This window comes from Corallococcus sp. AS-1-6, assembly GCF_020037015.1.
Taxonomy (GTDB): Bacteria; Myxococcota; Myxococcia; order Myxococcales; family Myxococcaceae; genus Corallococcus.
In genome coordinates, this window is record NZ_JAIQDE010000018.1 from 139,205 (window position 1) to 160,741 (window position 21,537).

General features: G+C 72.2%; 16 protein-coding genes. 11 read left to right on the forward strand and 5 right to left on the reverse strand.

Going from position 1 to position 21,537, the window contains the following annotated elements; translation table 11 throughout:
• Positions 1-68 precede the first annotated feature (68 nt).
• Positions 69-1,454: a hypothetical protein gene (locus K8612_RS24065; RefSeq protein ID WP_223764011.1), complete on the reverse strand. Its 1,386-nt coding sequence runs from the start codon at positions 1,452-1,454 to the stop codon at positions 69-71.
• 235 nt (positions 1,455-1,689) lie between these two features.
• Here K8612_RS24065 and K8612_RS24070 point away from each other — a divergent pair, with 235 nt between their 5' ends.
• A complete protein-coding gene (locus K8612_RS24070) occupies positions 1,690-3,990 on the forward strand; it encodes a S8 family serine peptidase (protein WP_223764012.1) in 2,301 nt (766 codons plus the stop codon).
• Between the two features lie 187 nt (positions 3,991-4,177).
• Positions 4,178-4,522: a hypothetical protein gene (locus K8612_RS24075; protein ID WP_223764013.1), complete on the forward strand. Its 345-nt coding sequence runs from the start codon at positions 4,178-4,180 to the stop codon at positions 4,520-4,522.
• Positions 4,523-4,548: 26 nt separating this feature from the next.
• Here K8612_RS24075 and K8612_RS24080 read toward each other — a convergent pair whose 3' ends face one another.
• A complete protein-coding gene (locus K8612_RS24080) occupies positions 4,549-5,988 on the reverse strand; it encodes a hypothetical protein (protein WP_223764014.1) in 1,440 nt (479 codons plus the stop codon).
• 113 nt (positions 5,989-6,101) lie between these two features.
• Positions 6,102-6,596 carry a peroxiredoxin gene (locus tag K8612_RS24085; protein ID WP_014396984.1) on the reverse strand — a complete coding sequence of 165 codons (495 nt, stop codon included), beginning with the start codon at positions 6,594-6,596 and terminating at the stop codon, positions 6,102-6,104.
• Positions 6,597-6,708: 112 nt separating this feature from the next.
• Here K8612_RS24085 and K8612_RS24090 point away from each other — a divergent pair, with 112 nt between their 5' ends.
• Together K8612_RS24090 and K8612_RS24095 are read left to right on the forward strand one after the other, a co-directional pair.
• A complete protein-coding gene (locus K8612_RS24090) occupies positions 6,709-8,505 on the forward strand; it encodes a sigma 54-interacting transcriptional regulator (RefSeq protein WP_223764015.1) in 1,797 nt (598 codons plus the stop codon).
• Positions 8,502-11,141 (forward strand): bifunctional serine/threonine-protein kinase/formylglycine-generating enzyme family protein, encoded by a 2,640-nt coding sequence (locus tag K8612_RS24095; RefSeq protein WP_223764016.1) that lies wholly within the window; start codon positions 8,502-8,504, stop codon positions 11,139-11,141. Before K8612_RS24090 ends, K8612_RS24095 begins: the two co-directional genes overlap by 4 nt.
• On the opposite strand, the gene K8612_RS24100 is transcribed toward K8612_RS24095, so the two are convergent.
• The gene (locus tag K8612_RS24100) at positions 11,142-12,725 is read right to left on the reverse strand and encodes an ADYC domain-containing protein (RefSeq protein WP_223764017.1); all 1,584 of its coding nucleotides are present in this window, start codon (positions 12,723-12,725) and stop codon (positions 11,142-11,144) included.
• 298 nt (positions 12,726-13,023) lie between these two features.
• On the opposite strand from K8612_RS24100, the gene K8612_RS24105 reads away from it, so the two are divergent.
• Positions 13,024-14,958: a CocE/NonD family hydrolase gene (locus K8612_RS24105; protein WP_223764018.1), complete on the forward strand. Its 1,935-nt coding sequence runs from the start codon at positions 13,024-13,026 to the stop codon at positions 14,956-14,958.
• Positions 14,959-15,060: 102 nt separating this feature from the next.
• Positions 15,061-16,137 carry an RNA 3'-terminal phosphate cyclase gene (locus K8612_RS24110; RefSeq protein WP_223743083.1) on the forward strand — a complete coding sequence of 359 codons (1,077 nt, stop codon included), beginning with the start codon at positions 15,061-15,063 and terminating at the stop codon, positions 16,135-16,137.
• Positions 16,138-16,157: 20 nt separating this feature from the next.
• On the opposite strand, the gene K8612_RS24115 is transcribed toward K8612_RS24110, so the two are convergent.
• Entirely contained in the window at positions 16,158-16,511 is a 354-nt protein-coding gene (locus K8612_RS24115) for a hypothetical protein (protein ID WP_223764019.1), read from the reverse strand.
• 79 nt (positions 16,512-16,590) lie between these two features.
• On the opposite strand from K8612_RS24115, the gene sppA reads away from it, so the two are divergent.
• The 5 genes from sppA (at position 16,591) to K8612_RS24140 (ending at position 21,535) form a co-directional block, all read left to right on the forward strand.
• Positions 16,591-18,282: a signal peptide peptidase SppA gene (sppA, locus tag K8612_RS24120; protein ID WP_223764020.1), complete on the forward strand. Its 1,692-nt coding sequence runs from the start codon at positions 16,591-16,593 to the stop codon at positions 18,280-18,282.
• 46 nt (positions 18,283-18,328) lie between these two features.
• Entirely contained in the window at positions 18,329-19,075 is a 747-nt protein-coding gene (locus K8612_RS24125) for a zf-TFIIB domain-containing protein (protein WP_223764021.1), read from the forward strand.
• A gap of 83 nt (positions 19,076-19,158) precedes the next feature.
• Entirely contained in the window at positions 19,159-19,761 is a 603-nt protein-coding gene (locus K8612_RS24130) for a hypothetical protein (protein ID WP_223764022.1), read from the forward strand.
• A 154-nt stretch (positions 19,762-19,915) separates the two neighbouring features.
• Entirely contained in the window at positions 19,916-20,998 is a 1,083-nt protein-coding gene (apbC, locus tag K8612_RS24135; protein ID WP_223743088.1) for an iron-sulfur cluster carrier protein ApbC, read from the forward strand.
• A gap of 24 nt (positions 20,999-21,022) precedes the next feature.
• On the forward strand, positions 21,023-21,535 hold the full coding sequence (locus tag K8612_RS24140; protein ID WP_223764023.1) for a hypothetical protein: 513 nt from the start codon (positions 21,023-21,025) through the stop codon (positions 21,533-21,535).
• Positions 21,536-21,537 lie beyond the last annotated feature (2 nt).

The window sequence follows — 21,537 nt, forward strand, 5'->3', positions numbered from 1 at the left end:
CGGACAAACGGGGCGGGGAGGGGACCTCATCGATGGGAGGTCCCATACCCCGCCTGGGGACGGCGGGACTACGACATCGGCGGGGTCTCGGCCGGGGGGCGCGGCTGGGCGGGGGCTTCCGCCGGCATGGACTCGAGCGGCCGGCGCGCGGCGTTGGGGGTCCGGGTGTCCACGGTCGAGTTGTAGAGCGTCGTGGCGAAGGTCTGCTGCCCGCCCGTGGACAGCGTGCGGAAGGCGCGGTCCAGGGCCTGCTGGCCGCCCTGCAGGCCCTGGCCCAGGGTGCGCTCCACCAGCGCGCGCGCCTGCTGCTCGTTGAGGCGCACGGAGAACGGGCCGCTGCCGGACGCCGCCGCGTCGTCGCCGGAGAAGGCGCCGCGCGCGATGGCCGCCGCGTTCGGATCCGTGAAGGTCAGCTCGTAGCTCGTCTCCGGGGGCTGGCCGGGACGCGTGGTCGTGGTCGCCACCACGGAGTCGTTGATGGCCGTGCGCGCCCGGCCGTTGCCGTCCGCGCCCACCTGCATCTCCGTCGTCTGCGTGCTGCCCGCCACGTTGCGGTCCGTCTGGCGCACGGTCTGATCACCAGCGCCGTCCGCCGAGAGCCGCGTCTGGCGCTCGGAGGTGGCCACGCTCTGGCCCAGCACGCGCCCGTCGCGGGTCTGATCCAGCGTGTCCGTGCGCTGCACGTTGCTCACGCCCGGGCCGTTCTCCCGGGGCAGTTGGCCGGTGCGCATGAAGTCGTCATAGGCCGCGCGGCCCTCCGGCGTGCGGATGTTGAAGTCCGCGGACTGCGAGTGCCCCAGGCGCTGATCCTGCCGGCCCTCCAGGCCGCGGATGTTGGTGGCGTCCCGCTGGCGGCCGTCGCTGGTCACCGTGGCGCGCACGGTGTCTTCCGACGTGCGCTGCAGCTCGTAGCGCTGCGTCTGGGTGCGGTCGTACGACGTGCTCAGCCCCAGCCGCTCGCCCAGCCTGCCCGGGCCCGCGCGCAGGCCCACGTTGAAGCCCGCCTGGCCCTGGACCTCCGCCCGGGCGCGGGTGCCCACCGGCCACGTCTCCGGAGCGGCGGGGTTGGGCAACTGGCCGTTGCGGATGGCGTCCGTGGCGGCCTCGCGAGGCACCTCCACGCGCAGGCTGCCCTGCAGCCCGAACGAACCGCCCGCGCTCACCGGCCCCAGCCGCGTCGGCACGCCGCCCCGGGGCGTCGAGCCGCGGTTGCCCACCTGGCCCTGGGCCTCCAGGACGAAGTTGTCCCCCTGCGTCGTCACCCGGGCGCGGCCCGACGGGCGCAGCGCGGCGGCGGGCGAGAACGAGTCCCGGTTGCGCTCCGCCGCGGCCTGCGACGCGGGCGCTTCCGCCGGCTGCGTCCGTGGCGGCGCGCTCGCGGGGCGGGAGGCGGGGACCGTCGACTGCGTCGGCTGGAAGGTCGGAGTGGGACGGTTCGGATTGATGGAAGTCATGGGTAATGAGGTTATCGGTCTTTCGGTCGCTTTGTTTCCGCTCAGTGTGTGGCTCTTGCACTCCTGGGTCTTGAGAGAATCCGGCCACTTCCGCCCATCCAGAACCACCTGCACCTACCGGAAGGACGCACTCCCGGCGAAAAAAGCACGCCCTATTGCAACTGAGTGGCAGGGACTTGAAATACGGCCTTAATACGTATTACAGGTTTTTCTCACTTTGAAGGGAGTGCACGGCATGCAGAACATGCGGAAGCGGTTCTCGACGTCTCGTGGTGGCTGGCGGCCGGTGACGGCGCTGGTGCTGGGCTGCACCCTGGCGGTTCCGGCTGGAGCGCTCGCGGCGGAGCGCACCCCTTCAACGGCCACGCGGGCCGCGGCGTCTCCGGGCGCGGCGGTGGCGACGGCGCTCAAGGCGGGGGGCACCACGCTGGCGACGCCGTCGGGGTGGGTGTTCCACCAGACGGCGCGGCCGGTCAGCGGCCTGCGCACGCTGGACGTGGTGCGGGACACGGGCGTGCAGTTGCACGTCTGGCGGGAGCGGCAGGCGGACGGCACGGAGCGCGCCTTCTCCGCGTACACGCGCGGCGGCTCGGAGCTCCTGGGCCGTGTTCAGCAGGAGGAGTACCTCATCCGGCTGGCGGAGGCGTCGTTCGACCCGCTGGCCCGCGCCGCGCCGCTCCTGGGCAACGCGCTGGTGGCGGACCGGGACAACACCCTGTCGCTGGTGCAGTTCCACGCCACGCCGCTGCCGGAGTACCGGGAGACGATCGAGAACGCGGGCGGCAAGGTGCTGCGCTTCCTGTCGGACCACACGTACCTGGTGGAGATGCCGTCGGAGGTGCGCGCGCGCGTGGCCCAGCTCCCGGCCGTGCGCTGGGTGGGGGACTACCACCCGGAGTGGCGCGTGGAGCCGGTGCTGCGGGATGCGCTGCTCGGACGGGCGGCGGCTCTGGCTCCCCAGCGCTACTCCATCATGCTGGGTGAGGGCGGCGCGGCCCGTCAGGCCCGCGTGACGGCGCTGGTGGAGCGGCTGGGGGGCAGGGTGGACCTGGTGGAGCCGGGCGGCCTGCGCGTGGAGGCCACGCTCACCCAGGAGCAGTTGGCCTCGGTCGCGCGCGCCAACGAGGTGCAGTTCATCGACCGCTGGGGTGGCCCCGGCGAGGTGGACATGGACATCGTGCGCGAGACGGGCGGCGCCAACTACGTGGAGGGGCTGAAGGGCTGGAACGGGCAGGGCGTGCGCGGGGAGATCTTCGACACCGAGCTGCGCACCACCCACCGCGAGTGGCCCACCGCGCCCATCATCCACAGCACGGGCACGTCCTCCGGTTCGCTGCACGGGACGGCTTGCTACAGCCACAACTTCGCCCAGGGCGTGGATCCGCTGGCCAAGGGCCTGTTGCCGGGCGGGCAGGGCATCTTCTTCCTGTACTCGGAGGCCACGCAGTTCGGCGGCACCAAGTCCCGCCTCGCGATGAACCAGGAGCTGCTCAACCCGAGCGGCCCCTACCGCGCGGTGTTCCAGACCTCCAGCGTGGGCAGCACGCTGACGACGGCGTACACGACCATCTCCGCGGAGGTGGACGACTACCTGTTCAAGGCACCCATCCTGAGCACGCAGTCGCAGAGCAACTCCGGCACGCGCAACTCCCGGCCGCAGGCGTGGGCGAAGAACATCGTCTCCGTGGGCGGCATCCGGCACTACAACACGCAGACGCGCACGGATGACCGCTGGTCGTCGGGGGCGAGCATCGGCCCGGCGGCGGACGGCCGCATCAAGCCGGACCTGGCCTTCTACTACGACAACGTGCGGGGGGCGTACGGCTCCTCGGACAGCGCCTACACGGAGTTCAGCGGGACCAGCTCCGCCACGCCGCAGACGGCGGGCCACTTCGGCCTGCTGCACCAGATGTGGCACGAGGGCGTGTGGGCCGGGCACGGCAAGAAGGCGGACGTCTTCACCAGCCGCCCGAAGATGGCCACGGCCAAGGCGCTGATGATCAACGGCGCGTCCAAGTACAACTGGCTGGCGGGCGGCGCGAACGCGGACATCGACCGCAACAAGCAGGGCTGGGGCACGTCGGACCTGAAGCGCCTGTACGACCGCGCGCCGAAGACGTTCATCGTCGACGAGACGGACGTCCTCGCGCCGCTCGGGAGCAGGACGTACACCTTCACGGTGACCAGCGGTGAGCCGGAGCTCAACGTCACGCTGGCCTACACGGACCCGATGGGCACGGTGGGCGCGGCCCGGGCGCGCGTCAACGACCTGTCCCTGCGCGTGACGGCGCCCAACGGCACGGTGTACTGGGGCAACAACGGCCTGACGGCGGGCAACGTGTCCACGTCCGGAGGCGTGTCCAACAAGGTGGACACCGTGGAGAACGTCTTCCTCGCGAACCCCGCCGCGGGCACGTGGACGGTGGAGGTCCTGGCGGACGAGGTGGTCCAGGACGCCCACACGGAGACGGCGGCGGTGGACGCGGACTACGCCCTGGTGGTGAGCGGCGTGAGCCTCGCGGCGAAGCTGCCGTAGGCGCACCAGGCGCGGGCTCCGGTGTGTCCGGGGCCCGCGCTGCGGGGCTTGTGCCCGTCGGCAGCGACAGGAACACTCCTCGCTCCTACTGCCTGCTGGAGCGAAGGGGTCTTCAACACGGCACCTTTCAACGCTCGCTTGGGACCCATCTGTGGCTGAGGATTCGTGGGCTCAAGAAGCAACCCAGGTGGTCGAGGCGCTCAACCTCCTGACCGTGCTGGCCGCGCCTCGTCTCTACGAGCGGTGGTGCACCCAGGCACCAGCGGAAGAGCTGCGAGCGGTACTCCAGTCACGCATGGAGGCGCTCTCGGACTACTGCGCGAAGGCGTGGGGCAGCCCGGATGCGGATCTCTTCAGGACCGCGGCTCCCAGGGTGAAGCAGCTCGCTGAATCGCTGGCCGCTGCGCCATCCGGCAACCTCGTTGAGTCCGCCTGGAACATCAAGGCCCGCGAGTGCCTGGACGTGCTGGGCATTCCGACGCCCCCAGGCGGATGGGAAGTCTTCGAGGGATTATCCACCCAGAGCAGGTGAGCATTGCCCGGCGAGCTTCACGGGGCCTACTGCTGGACCACGGGCTTCGCGGCGCGCTGGATGACCGGCGGTGAGGCGTTGAGCGCCCCTACCCAGAGCCGGCCGTGGAAGCCCCCTTCGCTGGGCGCGTCGAACATCGCCACCTTGCGCGGCGTGCCCGGCTCCTGGCGCAGCTCCGGGGAGGGGCTGAGCGCGAAGACGTTGCAGTCCACCTGCTCCCAGACGTTGAACCGGCAGGAGAACTGCGAGCCTCGCGCGAAGCCCACCTCCAGCGCCTTCACCGGCGACCCGGGCAGCGCCTTCGTCAGCCGCCAGCCCAGCGGCTCGAAGTCCTTGTTCCAGCTCACCGGCTTCGTGCGCACGTGCACGTCACCCGCGAGCGCCAATAGCCACGTGTCCGGATTCGCCTGGCGGTACGCGATGAGGTTCTTCGCCATCTCCGCCTCGCGCGCGTTGCCGGAGGCGTTGTTCGAGTCGAACGCCAGCACCGTCACCGCGTTGCCCTGCGCGCGCAGCCTCCGGGCCTGCTCGATGAGGCGCAGCAACGCGCCGCTGCTGCGGCCGTCCTGATACACGCGGCGCCAGAACGAGCTGACCACCAGCAGCCGCTCCAGGTCCGGGCCGTGGCCCTCGCTGGCAAGGTACTCGTCCAGCGCGCCCTGATCCTCCGACGGCATGGACAGCGCCAGCGCCACCGACAGCTTCTTCTCCACCGCGTCGCACAGCATCCGCGTGGCTGCCTCCGGCAGCTCCCGCGTGCCCAGCGGATCCCCCACCAGCACCGTGTTCCCGGCCGTGAGCAGCGGCTCCACCCCCTGCAGCGGCTCGCCGCACCTCACCGGCGGCGGCTGGGCCGTGTCGTCATCCCAGCCCTCCACCTGCACGGCGCGCACGGGCGCGTTCGTCCTGCCCCCCACCAGCTCCAGCGACGGCACCATCTCCAGCTTCGCCAGCAGCTTGCGCTCCAGCGGCAGGTCGCGCGTGCCGCGCACCATCTTGAAGCCCTCCATGTCCGGCACGCCGTCGAACGTGAAGCGCTCGAACGTCTTCCGGGAGAGGTACTTCTCCTCGTCCTGGATGCGCTCGTTGAGCCACTTGGGCTTCACCTCGATGTTCGTGTCCTGCTCGCGGTAGCGCAGGCGGAAGACGCGGATGACCGACTGGCGCGGCCCCAGCGCCGCGCCCTTCACGAAGTAGCGCTCGTAGGTGCGGTTGCCGGGCAGGTTCATCCCGGGCTCGTGCGCGGACGTGTAGAGCTCGTGGTGATCCTCGCGCTCGAAGACGTCGTAGCGCTGCTCCTCGAAGACGCGCCGCATGGTGAAGAGCGCCTCGTCCAGCGGGACCAGGTACACCGTCTCCTCGGTCGGGACCTCCTCGTCCGCCGGCAGGTCGTCATGGAGGTCCTTCGTCAGGCTCGCGCAGCCGCCGACGCACAACGACAGTCCCAGCAACCAGTGAAACCGCATGACATGACCTCCGGCCCACCCGATGTTGCTCGCGACGGGGGCGCGGCGTCCCGGCTCCCACGGCCGGGACGGCGGGAATCAGTCTACCGGGAAACGCCCGGTAGACACGTCTGTCAGGCAGGACGGGTGGGCGCGGCTCCCTGGCCCGTGAGCGAGCGGACGACGTCCAGCGCGTGCTCGGCGTGCTTCTTCACCTGGATCTGCGAGTCGAACGCGTAGCGGATGGTGCCGCCCTTGTCCGCGACGAACGTCACCCGCCCGGGCAACAGCCCCAGGAAGTTGGTGCCCACCCCGAAGGCCTTGCGCGCCGCGCCATCCGGGTCGCTGAGGAGCCGGAAGGGGAGGCGGTACTTGGCGACGAACTTCTCGTGGGACTCCGCGGAGTCGCTGCTGATGCCCACCACGTCCGCGCCCGCGTCCGTGAAGTCCTGATACTGATCCCGCAGGCTGCAGGCCTGGACGGTACATCCCGGGGAGTCATCCCTCGGGTAGAAGTAGATGACCATCGCCTTGTCACCCAACAGGTCGCGCAGGCGCACCGGCGCGCCGCCCGGCCCCTGCAGGGTGACATCCGGAACCGCGTCCCCTTCTTTCAGCATCTTGGCCATGAAAGTCCCAATCCTCCCGGAGGGGAGCATGGACCGCGCGTGGCCTGACCCGCAAATCAATCGGGTCTACCCGGTTGCCCGGAATTCAAGGGCCTGGGCATTCTTTCAGGGAATGCCGTCACGCGACCTGATGGACACCGAGGACTCCCGCAGGGGGCCCGGCCGCGCCGCCCCGGCGGATCGGCTGTACCTGCTGCTCGTGCAGGGGAACACCTCCACGGTGGTGCCGCTGCCCCGGGAGGGGTCGGTGGTGATTGGCCGCGCGGCGGGGGCGGACGTCGTGGTGGAGGACGCGTCGGTGAGCCGCCAGCACGCGCGGGTGGGCGTGGCGGAGGGTGAGGCCTTCATCGCGGACCTGGGCAGCCACAACGGCGTGCGGGTCAACGGCGAGCGGGTGCAGGGCACCCGGCCCCTGGACGGCGGCGACGTGGTGACGCTGGGCAACGTGACGCTGGTGTTCCACCAGGGCGAGCGGCCCCTGCCGGAGCGGCGGGCGCTGGAGGCCGAGGGGCTGCGGGCCCGGCTCTCCGAGGAGCTGGACCGGGTGCGCGGCTCCGGGCTGGCGGTGAGCGTGCTGGCGCTGGAGGTGGAGTCCGCGCGGGTGCCGCAGGTGGAGCTGGTGCGGGCGCTCCACGGCGCGCTGCGGTTGATGGATGCCGTGGGGCAGGTGGGGGGCACGCTGATGGTGCTGCTCCCGGACCTGGCCGGCGAGGAGGCGGAGGCGGCGGCGGCGCACCTGGTGTCGGTGCTCTCGCCGCTGGCCGGACGGGTGCGTGGAGGGCTGGCGTCCGCGCCGGGGGACGGGATGCAGGGGGACGCGCTCCTGGGCGCGGCGAAGGCGGCGGCGCTGTCGGCGGAGCCGGGCGGGACGCGGGTCAGCGGACCGTCCATGTACCGGCTGGCGCTGGGCGAGCGGTCGGTGGTGGTGGCGGACGCGGCGCTGACGCGGCTGTTCGAGTTGCTGCGCCGGCTGGCGGCGAGCCCCCTGCCGGTGCTCATCCACGGCGAGACGGGGGTGGGGAAGGAGAACGCGGCGTGGGCGGTGCATCACTGGTCGCCGCGCTCGGAGCAGCCGTTCGTTCCGCTCAACTGCGCGGCGCTGCCGGAGAGCCTGGTGGAGGCGGAGCTGTTCGGCCACGAGCGGGGCGCGTTCTCCGGCGCGGACCGGGCGCGGGCGGGCCTGCTGGAGCGCGCGAGCGGCGGGACGCTGTTCCTGGACGAGGTGGCGGAGCTGTCGCTGCCCATCCAGGCCAAGCTGCTGCGCGCGTTGGATCAGCAGGTGATCACCCGACTGGGGGATTCGCGCGAGCGGCCGGTGGACCTGCGCGTGGTGGCGGCCACGCACCGGGTGCTCGCGGATGAGGTGAAGGCGGGGCGCTTCCGGCAGGACCTGTTCTTCCGCCTGTCCGCGGCGGTGGTGGTGCTGCCCCCGCTGCGGGACCGGCCCCGGGAGCTGCCGCTGCTGGCGCGGGCCTTCCTGGAGGACGCGTGCGCGAGGGCCGGCCGTCCGCCGCCGCACCTGTCCGCGGCGACCATGGAGGTGCTGGGCGCGCACGCGTGGCCGGGCAACGTGCGCGAGCTGAAGAACACGGTGGAGTACGCGGTGGCCACGTCGCCCGGGCCGGTGGTGGAGCCGTCACACCTGCCGGAGTCCCTGCGCGCGGCGGTGGAGCCGGAGCCGGAACCCGAGCGGGCGGAAGCCAGGACGCAGCCGCCGAAGACGTTCCAGAACCTGGCGGAGGAGCTGCGGACGCTGGAGCGGCAGCGGATGATGGAGGCGCTGGAGGCGACGGGTGGGGTGCAGACGCGGGCGGCGCAGCTCATCGGGATGCCGCTGCGCACGTTCGCGTTCAAGCTGAAGCAGCACCGCATCGTGCCCTCGCGGGACCGCGGCCCGGCGGGTGGATGAGGAGCGAGCCGCTTCCAGCGTGGCAGCCGCCCGCGACGTTCGGGGAGTACCGCCTGGTGCGGCCGCTGGGGCGCGGCGCGATGGGCGAGGTGTACCTGGCGCACGACACGGTGCTGGACCGGCTGGTGGCGGTGAAGTTCATCGCGGGCGTCGCGCCGGATGAGGTGCAGCGCGAGCGCTTCCGCACGGAGGCGCGGGCGATTGCCCGGGTCCAACACCCGAACGTGGTGGGCATCCACCGCGTGGGCGAGGTGAAGGACCGGCCGTATCTCGTCTCCGAGTTCCTGCGAGGTGACAGCCTGGACCGGCTGGCCCGGCCGGTGCCGTGGACGCGCGTGCGGGAGATTGGCATCGGGCTGGCGAAGGGGCTGGCGGCGGCGCACCGGCAGGGTGTCCTGCACCGGGACCTCAAGCCCGCGAACGCGCTGCTGACCGAGGACGGGCAGGTGAAGCTGCTCGACTTCGGCGTGGCGAAGCTGCTCGACGTGGCGATGGCGCCCGTCGGGCCCGTGCTCCAGGCACCGCGTGCCACGCCCGTCGCGGGGGAGGCGACGGTGGACGTGCCGGGCCCGGTGGATCCGCGAAGCACGGCGACCGTCGACGTGCCGGGGTCTCCCCCGAGGACCGGCGGCTCCGGCGGCGCCTCCCCGCGCCCCCTGGACATCTCGGACGCGGGCATCGCGCAGCGGACCGCGACGTCCACTCCGCTTCCGCCAGAGCGGCTCCTCGGTCCCGCGGACCTGGTGTCCACGGGCCGCATCGGGACGCCGCTCTACATGGCGCCCGAGGTCTGGCGAGGTGAACCGGCCACGGTCCGCAGCGATCTCTTCTCCCTGGGCGTGCTCCTCTACGAGCTGTGCGGAGGCCCCACGCCGGGACCGCTCGCGGAGGCGCCAGCGCGGCACCGGACCTTCGAGCCGCTGGACGCCGCCGTCCCCGGCGTCGACGCCACCTTCGCCGCCGTCCTCGCGCGCTGCCTCGCGCATGATCCGTTCGCCCGCTTCGAGTCCGCGGACGCGCTGCGCGAAGCGCTGGAGTCCCTCACCTCGCGCGGCGCCACCCCAGTCCCCGCACCGCCGCCGCGTCCACGGTGGCTCCGCGTCACGCGCGTGCTCGCGCTCCCGGGGCTCGCGGGAGCCCTCCTCCTGGGCGGCGGCTGGTGGGGCGAACGGTCCCGGCGCATCGACGCGGAGCAGGCCATGCGCTCCGCCGCGTCCCTCGTCGACGAAGCGCACGCCCTGGACGCCCGCATCGAAGCCCTCCGCACACAGGCCTTCACCGCGTTCGACACCGACCGCTCCGCCGAAGCAGAGCCCCTCTGGGCCCAGGCCCTGGACCTGGGCGCGAAGCAGGCCCGCCGCTACCAGGACGCCAGCGGCCTCCTCGAAGCCGCGCGGACACGCGTGGGCCCGGGCAAGAACCCCGCCCTGGACCAACACGTCGCCGAGGTCCTCCTCCAGCGCATCCTCATCGCGGAGCGCGACCGCGACTTCACCGCGCGGAAGGCCCTGACGCAGCACCTGGAAGCCCTGGACCCCGGCGCCACCACGCGCCGGAAGCTGACCGCTCCCGCCCGCCTGGAGCTGGACAGCGAGCCCCCGGGCGCCACCGTCCAGGTCGAGGCCCTCGAGCCCCAACCCGACGGCCCGCCGCGCGCGTCCGAGCCCAGGACCCTCGCCACGACGCCCACGGCCCCTGGCCTCACGCTGGAGCCCGGCTCGCACCGGCTGACCTTCACGCTCCCGGGCCGCCCGCCCGTGCGCTACCCGGTGCTGCTCACGCGCGGAGAGACCTTCCGGGCCCGGGTCCCCATCCCCGAACACGTCCCGGACGGCTACGTCTACGTGCCCCCGGGCCGCTTCCTCTACGGCAGCGGCGATCCGGAGACCATCCGCCGCACGGTCATCCGCACGCGCCCGATGCACCCGCTCACCACCGGCGCCTTCCTCATCGCGCGCCACGAAGTCACATACGCGGACTGGCTCGGCTGGCTGCGCGAGCTGCCCGCGTCCGAGCGCGCCGCGCGCAGGCCCCGAGGCACCAACTACTTCGGCACCATCGAGCTGCGCCCCGCCGCGGACGGCACCTGGACCTTCCACCTGGAGCACGAAGGCGTCACGTATCAGGCGAGGGAAGGGGAGCCGCTGCGCTACCAGGACCGCACCGTGCGCGCCGAGCAGGACTGGCGCCGCTTCCCCGTGTCCGGCATCTCCTGGGAGGACGCCCGCGCGTACACCGCCTGGCTGGATGTCACCGGCCGCCTGCCCCGCGCGCGCCTGTGCACCGAGCGCGAATGGGAACGCGCCGCCCGGGGCGCGGACGGCCGCGACTACCCGCACGGCCCGGTGCTCGCGCCGGACGACGCCAACTTCGACGCCACCTACGGCCGCAAGCCGCGCGCCTTCGGACCCGACGCGGTGGGCTCGCACCCCGCGTCGGACAGCCCCTTCGGCGTGGCGGACCTGGCCGGCAACGTCTGGGAGTGGCTGGTGACGGACACGAACGGCACGCCCGCGTACGGCGGCGGGTCGTTCTACCAGGACGCGCTCACCGCCCGGGCCCTCAACCACGGCGACGGCGAGCCGCGCACACGCTTCCCCTTCATCGGGATGCGCGTGTGCGCGTCCGTGCCCTGACTACAGGTCGCGCCCCGGCAACTGCCCCACCGCCGGCAGGTAGCCCAGCTCCCGGACGAACGTGAACCCGGGTGGGGCCTGCGTGGACGTCGCGTAGACGCCCTCCGTCACCAGGGACCGCCACAGCGTCAGCGGCCGGCGCTGGCCCGCGCCAGTCATGTCCACGGCGCTGTACACGAAGCCCTCGATGGCCTGGTCCCCGTTGATGACCTTGAGGAAGAAGCCGGGGGCGCCGTCACACGTCGACTTGTCCGTGAGCAGGTAGCGCCCGTTGCCGTCCGCGCACCGGTACAGCGGCTTGATGAACTTGCTCATGCGCGCGCGGATGTTGGCGGGCAGCTTGGGGGAGAGGATGGGCCCCTCCTTGCGCAGCGCGGTGAACGGCGTCACGTCCGCCACCCCGTTGCCGTCCAGGTCCAGGTGGATCCCCGTCACGTTCCTGCCGCCTTCGACGGTCTGCGGATCCACCGTCACCGCGGTGGTCGTCAGGAGCTGGTCGTTGGCGTCCTTGAACGTCACCAACGAGCGGTCGATGAAGAGCGAATAGGAGACGAGCAGCGTCGCGTCCGCCTGGGACGACAGGTTCAGCGAATCGCACGGCCGCGCCGCGCGCGGGGCCAGCAGGAGCTTGCGGTTCACGCACGTGGCCTCCAGGGGCAGCGTGTCCCAGCGCTTCTTGCCCAGGCACAGCGGCCGCACGCCGCCGCAGTCATCCACCTTCCACACCGCCTCCAGGGAGTAGCCCTCCAGCGTGGCCGGCAGGCCCCCCGCGTTCAGCAGGATGGCGTCCTTGGGCCCCATGAACTTCAGCGGCGTCCCGTCCAGCGTGTTGCTGCGACCCTCGCCGCAGTAGTCCGCCGTGGCCATGCGCGTGCAGAGCTGGTGGTAGTCCATCGCCACGTCCAGCGGGAACGTCGTGGCCCAGGGCGGATAGCCCCAGTCGATGCACTTGGCGATGACGCCGCCGCCCACGAAGAACGGCTGGGTCGCGGTGCCCTCGTTCTTCGCCGCGCAGGCGAAGGTGAAGTACTCGGAGTTCGGGAGCAGCTCGCCGCCCGCGGACCAGGCGTGGGGCGCCGCGAGCGCGAAGCCGCTGCCCGTGGGGCACAGCGGCTGGGACAGGGTGTCCTCCGGCGTCGCCGTCACGCGGTACTCCCAGAACGCCTTGCCGTCCGCCAGGTTCTGCGTCGTGCACGCGTAGGTGGGCCCGGAGATGCTCGCGTGACAGCGGGCCTCCTCGATGGTGAGCTTCACGGAGCGCCCCTCGAAGGGCGCGCGGAAGGCCGAGCCCACCAGCTCCGTGCCCTCCAGGAACCACGCCGGCGGATTGGCGCCCGGGCAGGACTGGTAGCCCACCAGCCGCCCACCCACCATCAACGCGGTCTTCGTGCACGTGAACCCCGCGGGCGACGAGGCGGGCTCGAAGGAGCCCAGCGGGATGTTCACCGTCTCGAAGCGCTCCGAGCCGTGCAGCCGCGCGCCCTGCGCGCTGTTCACCGGCGGCGGATCCGCCGCCGCGCCCAGGGCCGTCATCACCCCCATCACCAGGCACCACCGCGTCACCGTTCCGCTGCTCGCCTTCATGTGTTCGTCTCCCCAGGGCCTTCGAATCCGTGGGGCGCACCAACGCGTCCCCGATGCCCAAGGAACGGGGGACGCGCGCGAAATTGACAGCGGAGGTCTGCTTTGTGCGGAGCGTGCAAACCCTGCCGTGCATGCAAGGCTTGCCGTGCCGCGCATGCGAGGAGCGTGTGCAACCCTTGCACGCTCCGAGCGCGGCGCGATGCGGCGGGCGATCCAGCTTTCGTGCCCCGGCGGCATCGCCCAAGATGCATTTCCTTCCGAATTTCCCCCGCGTTTTTCCCGCAAAGAGGAGGGGAGCATGTCCTTCCACCCCCGCGGCCTCCTGGCCGCGCTCGCGCTGTTCTCCCTGTCCGGCCCCGCGCTCGCGCAGGCCCCCGCCGCGCCGCCCAGGCCGCCCGCGAGCCCGGAGGATGAACGCGCCGCGTACGTCCGGTCGCACTTCACGAAGTACGAGGTGCGCATCCCCATGCGCGACGGCGTGAAGCTCTTCACGACGTTCTACGTGCCCAACGACGCGAGCCCCCAGAAGCGCTACCCCGTGCTGCTGACGCGCACGCCATACTCCGTGGGGCCTTACGGAGCCGGCCGCTATCCGAAGACCCTGTCCCTGCCCGCCTTCGAGAAGGAGGGCTTCATCTTCGCCTTCCAGGACGTGCGCGGCCGGTACATGTCCGAGGGCGAGTTCGTCAACGTGCGCCCCCACCGCGACACCAAGCGCGGCAAGGAGGTGGACGAGAGCAGCGACACGTACGACACGCTCGACTGGCTGGTGAAGCGCGTGCCCCACAACAACGGCAAGGTGGGCATGTGGGGCGTGTCCTATCCGGGCTTCTACACGTCCGCGGGCGCCATCGATTCGCACCCCGCGCTCAAGGCGGTGTCGCCGCAGGCGCCCATCGCGGACTGGTTCTGGGACGACATGCACCGGCATGGCGCCCTCAACCTGCAGCTCGCGTTCAGCTTCTTCTCCATCTTCGGCAAGCCCCGCCCCGCGCCCACCGACGACACCGACTGGAAGTCCTTCGACTTCGGCACCCCGGACGCCTACCAGTTCTTCCTGGACCTGGGCCCGCTGTCCAACGCGAACGCGAAGCACTTCCAGGGCGACATCGCCTTCTGGAACGACCTGGTCGCGCACCCCAACTACGACGCCTTCTGGCAGGCGCGGAACCTGCTGCCGCACCTGAGGAACATCAAGGCGGCGGTGATGGTGGTGGGCGGCTGGTACGACACGGAGGACCTCTACGGGCCGCTGCGCACGTACGCCGCCATCGAGAAGCAGAACCCCGGCATCGCCAACACGCTGGTGATGGGCCCCTGGCCCCACGGCGGCTGGATGCGCTCGGAGGGCACGTCGCTGGGGGACGCGGACTTCGGCTTCCCCACCGCCGCCGAGTACCAGGACCTGGTGCTCGCGTTCTTCAAGCAGCACCTGAAGGGCGGCCCGGACGCGGCCGTGCCGGAGGCGCTCGTCTTCGAGGGCGGCGCCAACCGCTGGCGCAAGCTGGACGCCTGGCCGCCCAGGGGCACGAAGGAGGCGCGCCTGTACTTCCAGCCCCAGGGCGCGCTGACGTTCCAGGCCCCCAAGGCGCCGGCGCCGTCGTTCGACGAATACGTGAGCGACCCGGCGAAGCCCGTGCCGTACACGCAGGACCTGAGCCCCGGCTGGTCCAAGACGTACATGACGGAGGATCAGCGCTTCGCCTCGCGCCGGCCGGACGTGCTCACGTACCAGACGGAGCCGCTGACCCAGGACCTCACGCTCGCGGGCCCGCTGGAGGCGGAGCTGTGGGTCTCCACGACGGGCACCGACGCGGACTGGGTGGTGAAGCTGGTGGACGTGAACCCCGGGAAGGTGCCCGGCTGGACGAAGGAGCAGGAGCAGTCCGGCGAGCGCAACCGGGGCGCGCAGCAGACGCTGGTGCGCGGGGAGCCGTTCCGAGGCCGCTTCCGCGACAGCTACTCCCAGCCCAAGCCCTTCACGCCCAACGAGGTGACGAAGGTGCGCTTCGTCATCAACGACGTGTTCCACACCTTCCAGCGCGGCCACCGCCTGATGGTGCAGGTGCAGTCGAGCTGGTTCCCCTTCATCGACCGCAACCCGCAGACCTTCGTGCCCAGCATCTACGAAGCGAAGCCCACGGACTTCGTGCGCGCGATGCACCGGCTGCACCACACGGCCGCCCAGCCCAGCGCGTTGAAGGTGAACGTCCTGCCCGCGCTGGACGAGTAGAACCCCGGTCCGCTCGCGCGCGGTCTGCTAGGCTGCGCACCGCCACCTCGCGTGCGGCCCTTCGCGGGGCCGCGCGCCACGACACGCCATGACGGGAGGGACATGACCGGTCACGACCGGCCCGACGCCGGGAGGGTGCTGCTCGATGGAGAGTTGGGGGAGGGGGGCGGCCACGTCCTCCGCTCCGCGTTGTCCCTGTCGCTCATCACCGGCCGTCCCTTCCAGCTCAGCGGGCTGCGCGAGCACCGCGACCCGCCGGGCCTGCGCCCCCACCACCTGGCCTACGTGCGCGGCGCGGAGGCGCTGAGCGGAGGCACCAGCGAGGGCGCCTCCGTGGGCTCCACGGAGCTGCGCTTCACCCCGGGCCCGGTGCGCGCGGGGGACTACCTGCTGGAGGCCGGCGCGTCCGGCAGCACGCCCCGGCTCTTCCAGTGCCTGGTGTACCCGCTGGCGCTCGCGGGCGGAGGGCGCCTCACGCTGCGGGGCGCCACGCACCTGCGGGGCGGCCCCAGCTTCCACGCGCTCGTCGGCGCGTGGCTGCCGGTGGCGCGCGCGTACGGGCTGCCCGTGCAACTGTCGCTCACCCACGCGGGCTTCCTCCCGGAGGGCGCGGGCGAGTTCACCGCGGAGGTGGGCGCCCCGGCCGAACCTCCCGTGCGCGTGGACCTGCCCGCGCGCGGCGTGCTGCGGGAGGTGCGGGTGATGTCCTTCGTGGGCGGGCTGCCCTTCGCGGTGGCGGAGCGTCAGTCCCGCGCCGCGGTGGCCGCGCTGCGCGAGCGGGGCATCCTGGCGGAGGCGGACAACCGCCCGCTGGCGGTGACGCGCTCGCAGGGCTCCGCGACCTTCGTGCTGGCGCAGTTCGAGCACACCGTCGCGGCCTTCACGTCCCTGGGCGAGCGGGGCCTGGACGCGGAAGGCGTGGGGCGCGAGGCGGCGGAGGCGCTGACCCGCTTCATGCAGACGGGCGGCGCGATCGACGAGCACCTGGCGGAGCAACTGCTCCTGCCGGCGGCGCTCCTGGCGTCGGGGAGGCTGGGGGCGGTGACGCCGGGCACCACGCGCTTCACCGCCGCGCGCATCACCGACGCGCTGACGGTCCAGGCGGAGGTGCTGCGGCGCTTCCTGCCGGTGCACCTCCAGGTGGAGCCGGGCGGGAGCGTGGAGGTCCGCCCGGCGTGAGGGGGGGATGGCGGGGCTGTCTAGGCCTCGTCCTCGGTGGCTCCGCCGCGGGCGCCGAAGGTGTTGGCGTCCGACATCTCGCGCACGGTGCCCCGGTAGGCGCGGATGGCGAAGGGCGCGGCGACGAGGAAGACGATGCCCACGAGGCCGATGGCCATCCACGGGATGGGCGTCTCCTTGATCTGCACGTCCTTGCCGTAACCGTTGAGGTTGTTGCCCATGGCGCGCGCCTTGGCGGCCTCCTTCTCTTCCTGGGTCAACTCCTTGCGGTTCTGGAACTCCTGGGGCTGACGGCGCTGGGGCTGCGCCAGGACAGCGCCGCCCCAGACAAGGGCGAGGACGAGGACAAGCCGGGGGAGGGAGGGGGAGGGCATGGGCCTTGAGCCTAACAGAGCCTCCTGGCGCGGGTGAACAGGGGTTGCTTCGCCCGGCGCGGGGCGTTACGCGCGCGGCATGCTCCGCCTTCCCTTCCTCCTCGTGGCGAACCTCCTCCTGGGGCTGCGGCTGCTCCTGGGCCTGCCCTTTCGTCTGATGGCGGCGCGCAAACGACCCACGTGGATCCGCTTCCGGCTCTCGGGCGAGCTCCCGTACCGCCCGCGCCCCGTGCAACGTCTCCGTTTCGGCGGCGCCAGGCCGGAGCCCGCCACGGTGACCTCACTGGAAGCGCTGGGCCGCGCACTCAAGGTGTTGGCCGCGGATCCGAAGGTGGAGGGCATCCTCCTGGAGCTGGAGGGCCTGTCCATTCCGGACGCGAAGCGCGAGGCCCTGCGCGCCCTGCTCTCGGACTTCCAGGCCGCCGGCAAGCGGGTGGTGTCCTGGGCGGTGATGGTGGACACGGACGCCTACCCCGTGCTGGGCGCGGCGGACGAGGTGCTGCTCGCTCCCATGGGCCGGGTGGAGCTGGTGGGCTACGCCGCCGAGGCCACGGTGCTGGGCGAGGCCTTCGGCCGGGTGGGCATCCACGCGCACTTCGCGCGGCGCGGCGACTACAAGACGGCGCCGGAGCTCTTCACGGACGGCAAGGTGTCCGACATCCAGCGCCAGACGCTGGAGTCCTTCCTGGACGAGCGCTACGGCGTGCTGGTGGACGCCATCTCCCGCGACCGGGGCAAGACGCAGGAGGAGGCGCGGGCGCTCATCGACGCGGGGCCCTACAGCGCGAAGCGGGCGCTGGAGGCGGGGCTGGTGGACGGGCTGGTCCACGAGGCGGACCTGGGCGCGCACCTGGGCCTGGAGGCGAAGAAGGACGAGGAGCCCCCGGTGCCCACCTATGACGCGTACCTGGCGACGCTCGCGTTCCCGCCGGTGAGGTGGCGCCGGCTGCGCCGCAAGCCCCGGCTGGCGGTGGTGGACGTCGCGGGCATCATCATCCCGGGCAGCGGCGGCGCGGGCCGGTTCGCGGCGGCGGACTCGGTGGTGAAGGCGCTGCGCAAGGCGGGCAGGGATCCGCGCGCCAAGGCCGTGGTGCTGGCGGTGGGGAGCCCCGGCGGATCCGCGCTCGCGTCCGAGCAGATATTGGAGGCCGTGAAGCGCGTGGCGAAGCAGAAGCCGGTCATCGCGTACGTGGATCAGATCTGCGCGAGCGGCGGCTACATGGCGGCCATCGGCGCGAAGGAGATCTGGTCCGCGCCGCACGCCGTCGTGGGCTCCATTGGCGTGTTCGTGGGCAAGTTCGAGTACGGCGAGCTGCTGGAGAAGCTGGGCATCCACCGCACCACGCTGGCGCGGGGGGAGAACGCGGCCTTCTTCTCCTCGTCGCGGGGCTTCACGCCGCAGGAGCGCGCCGCGCTGGAGCGCGAGGTGGAGGAGAGCTACCAGTCCTTCCTGGAGCTGGTGGCCCAGGCGCGCGGCCGGACGAAGGAGGAGATCCACCAGCGCGCGGAGGGGCGCGTCTACTCCGGGCTGCGCGCGAAGGAGGCGGGGCTGGTGGACCGCATCGGCGGCTTCGAGGAGGTCTGCCGCCACGCGCTGGACGAGGCGCGCGTCCCGTCGGACGACTTCGAGCTGGTGCGCTACGGAGACGCTCGCGCGAGGCTGTCGCTGCTCAAGCTGCTGATGGGCGCGGCGCACCCGGCCACGTACGCCTTCTGCACCGCGGCCTGGAGCCTCCAGGGTGCCAGGGCCTTGCGCCGGCTCGACGGGTGAGCGCGCGCCCTTTCACGGAGGGAATCCGCCCCTTAGCATGCGCGGCATGGCCCGCTCCTGCCCGGTCTGCCCCAGCCAGCCCCTGAACGTCGTCCAGGCCTCCGACGTGGAGGTGGACGTCTGCCCGCGCTGCCACGGCCTGTACTTCGACCGGGGGGAGCTGGAGCGCTTTCCGGACCGGCCCTCGTTCAAGCCGCTGCTGACCGCGGCGAGGCAGGCCGCGTCGCGCTGCCGCACGGGCGGGCACCTCATCCCGCGCGCCATGGCCGTCTGCGCCACCTGCGACAGCGCGCCCCTGGGCTGTCCCGGCTGCGGCGCGCGGCTGGCGCTGGTCAACGCGCGCGTGTGCAACGTGGACCTGTGCACGCACTGCGGCGGCACCTGGCTGGACGCGGGCAAGTTCGAGGCCCTGGAGAACGCCGTCGTGACGCACCCCAAGGCGCAGCCCGCGTCCAGGGGCTGGGAGGTCGCCCCGGCGACGGACGGGGGCGCGGATCCGTGGAGGGGCCCGGGCGCCACGGCCCCGCTGCCGCCGTCGGACTCGCCCACGGGCGGGCTGGGCGTGCGCTCCCCGCTGGCCTGCGTCCAATGCGGCATCCAGGTCTCCGTGCCCCAGGCGTTCGCGTTCAACGGCGACCTCTACTGCCGCGAGCACCGCCCCAAGGGCGCCGTGTCCGGCAACAGCCTCCCCAAGGACCGGGATCCGTCCAACTACCCGAACCTGGAGGACGCGTCGGACGGCGTCGACCTGGTGGACATCGTCGTCTGGCTCTTCCGGCAACTGCGCCGCTGACCGTTCGTCCGCCGGAGCACCGACGGGGCGGACGTCCGGGCATTGCCGGCCCCGGAGCCGGCGTCTACCCTGCCGCGCCAGTGATGACCCGCCTCGCCCCCTTGAGCCTCCTGCTGCTCGGCACCGCCTGTGCCACCGCGTCCCGTGAACCTGCCTCGGTGGCGGAGGCGTACGCGAAGGCGCTGGAGGAGAACCGCCTGTCGGACGCCTACCGCCTGACGACCGGCGCCCCGGAGGGCGAGGGGGCCTACCTGGACGAGTACTCCGACGAGGCCGCCCGGAAGGAGCGCGCCGCCGCCGTCCGCGCGGGCACCGCCGCGCTGGAGGCCCGGGCCCCGTCCGTCACGCTGGCCCGCCAGGGGGAGGACTGGCGCGTGGTGGAGTCCCGCCCCGCGGACGTGCCCCGCGCGGCCCTGAAGAAGTTCCTGGACGAGGTGGACTCCCGGGACTGGAAGGGCGCGTGGGGCCTGCTCGCCTCGCCGCTGAGGGCCCGCTACACCCCGGAGCGCCTGAAGGAGGACTTCGAGCGCGAGCCCCTGGCGAAGGAGCGCCTGCGCCGCGCCCGGCTGGCGCTCAACACCCACGTGCGCGTGGCGGCGGGCGAGGCCCTGTTCCCCCTGGGCGGCGAGCGCGCCGTGCGGCTGGTGCTGGAAGACGGGGAGTACCGGGTGGCCGCCATCGAATGAGGGCCAGAAGCCGGGCGCGATCCAGGGCCGGCGGAAGGCCGGGCGGCCTCCGGAGATGTGCGTTAAACGACGTTGACAGCCCCCGGAGTGCTGGCAATCTCCGCCCCCCTTCGAGCGTGCAAACGCCCGTTTTCAAAAGGTTTCAGGTGTCCCGATGAGCGTGTCCCAGGCCGATGTGATGGCGGCCATGTCGAAGGTGATCGATCCCGAACTGCACGTCGACCTGGTGAAGGCCGGGATGGTGAAGGACGTGCGCGTCACCGGCGACACGGTGAAGTTGAAGATCGAGCTGACCACGCCCGCGTGTCCCATGAAGGGGAAGATCCAGGCGGACGCGGAGGCGGCGCTCAAGGCCGTGCCGGGCCTGAAGTCCTTCGACATCGAGTGGGGCGCCCAGGTGCGCGGCGTCGCCGGGGGCTCCGGCGGGGCGCTGCTGCCGGGCGTGAAGAACATCCTGCTCGTGGGCGCCGGCAAGGGCGGCGTGGGCAAGAGCACGGTGGCGGTGAACCTGGCCACGTCGCTCGCGCAGCACGGCGCCAAGGTGGGCCTGCTGGACGCGGACTTCTACGGCCCCTCCGTGCCGCTGATGACGGGCACCGCGGACAAGCGCCCGGTGAGCCCCAACGGCAAGACGCTGGATCCGCTGGTCGCCCACGGCCTGAAGATCATGTCCATCGGCTTCCTGGTGGAGGCGGATCAGGCGCTCATCTGGCGCGGCCCCATGCTCCACGGCGCCCTCATGCAGTTGGTGCGCGACGTGAACTGGGGTGAGCTGGACTACCTCATCCTGGACCTGCCCCCGGGCACGGGCGACGTGGCGCTGACGCTGTCCCAGTCCGTGCGGGCCGCGGGCGCGGTGCTGGTCACGACGCCGCAGGACGTGGCCCTGGCGGACGTGGTGCGCGCCAAGCAGATGTTCGACAAGGTGCACATCCCCGTGCTGGGCATCGTGGAGAACATGAGCCAGTTCATCTGCCCGCACTGCAACAAGAGCACGCCCATCTTCAACCACGGCGGCGGCCACAAGGCGGCGGAGATGTTCGGCATCCCATTCCTGGGGGAGATCCCGCTCGACCTCAAGGTGCGCGAAGCGGGAGACTCCGGCGTGCCGGTGGTGGTGGGGCACAAGGACAGCCCGGAGGCGAAGGCCTTCCAGGACGTCGCGCGCGCGGTCGCGGGCCGCGTGTCCGCGCAGTCCATGAAGAGCGTGCCCCTGCCGGTGATGCAGGCCCGGTAGGGCTCAACCTGAAGAGGAGACCGCATGGCCCCGGCCGGCAACGACGACCTTCCGCACGATCCGCTGTTCGATGACGACTCGGAGCAGCAGCCCGGCCGCGAGAGCCGCTCGGGCGGCTTCGTGCCGGACTTCGTGCGGCGCATGGCGGTGGCCGGCATGGGCGCGGTCTTCATGGGCGAGGAGGGCATCCGGGCCCTCGCCGGCCAGCTCAAGCTGCCCAAGGAGGCGCTGGGCTTCCTCCTCTCCCAGGCGGAGAAGACCAAGGACGACATCAGCCGCGTCGTCACGGAGGAGCTGCGCCGCTTCATGCAGTCGGAGAAGCTGCGCGACGAGTTCCTCAAGCTGCTCTCCGGCATGACGGTGGAGGTCAAGGCGCAGATCCGCCTGGTGCCGTCGGAGAAGTCGGAAGAGGCGCCCGCGCCGGAGCCGCACCCGCCCAAGGCCCACAGGAAGGCCGCGGAGGCGCCCACCGCGCGCGTGGTCATCACGGACGTGAACGCGCGCCGGCCGGCCTCCAAGCGCTCGAAGCGGGAGTAGGG

Bases quoted from the DNA above. Each gene is read 5' to 3' on its own strand.
- K8612_RS24070 (WP_223764012.1), top strand. From the start codon at position 1,690: ATGCAGAACATGCGGAAGCGGTTCTCGACGTCTCGTGGTGGCTGGCGG.
- K8612_RS24125 (WP_223764021.1), top strand. From the start codon at position 18,329: ATGGCCCGCTCCTGCCCGGTCTGCCCCAGCCAGCCCCTGAACGTCGTC.
- apbC (WP_223743088.1), top strand. From the start codon at position 19,916: ATGAGCGTGTCCCAGGCCGATGTGATGGCGGCCATGTCGAAGGTGATC.
- K8612_RS24065 (WP_223764011.1), bottom strand. From the start codon at position 1,454: ATGACTTCCATCAATCCGAACCGTCCCACTCCGACCTTCCAGCCGACG.
- K8612_RS24085 (WP_014396984.1), bottom strand. From the start codon at position 6,596: ATGGCCAAGATGCTGAAAGAAGGGGACGCGGTTCCGGATGTCACCCTG.
- K8612_RS24130 (WP_223764022.1), top strand. From the start codon at position 19,159: ATGACCCGCCTCGCCCCCTTGAGCCTCCTGCTGCTCGGCACCGCCTGT.
- K8612_RS24090 (WP_223764015.1), top strand. From the start codon at position 6,709: ATGCCGTCACGCGACCTGATGGACACCGAGGACTCCCGCAGGGGGCCC.
- K8612_RS24105 (WP_223764018.1), top strand. From the start codon at position 13,024: ATGTCCTTCCACCCCCGCGGCCTCCTGGCCGCGCTCGCGCTGTTCTCC.
- sppA (WP_223764020.1), top strand. From the start codon at position 16,591: ATGCTCCGCCTTCCCTTCCTCCTCGTGGCGAACCTCCTCCTGGGGCTG.
- K8612_RS24095 (WP_223764016.1), top strand. From the start codon at position 8,502: ATGAGGAGCGAGCCGCTTCCAGCGTGGCAGCCGCCCGCGACGTTCGGG.
- K8612_RS24140 (WP_223764023.1), top strand. From the start codon at position 21,023: ATGGCCCCGGCCGGCAACGACGACCTTCCGCACGATCCGCTGTTCGAT.
- K8612_RS24115 (WP_223764019.1), bottom strand. From the start codon at position 16,511: ATGCCCTCCCCCTCCCTCCCCCGGCTTGTCCTCGTCCTCGCCCTTGTC.
- K8612_RS24080 (WP_223764014.1), bottom strand. From the start codon at position 5,988: ATGCGGTTTCACTGGTTGCTGGGACTGTCGTTGTGCGTCGGCGGCTGC.
- K8612_RS24100 (WP_223764017.1), bottom strand. From the start codon at position 12,725: ATGAAGGCGAGCAGCGGAACGGTGACGCGGTGGTGCCTGGTGATGGGG.
- K8612_RS24110 (WP_223743083.1), top strand. From the start codon at position 15,061: ATGACCGGTCACGACCGGCCCGACGCCGGGAGGGTGCTGCTCGATGGA.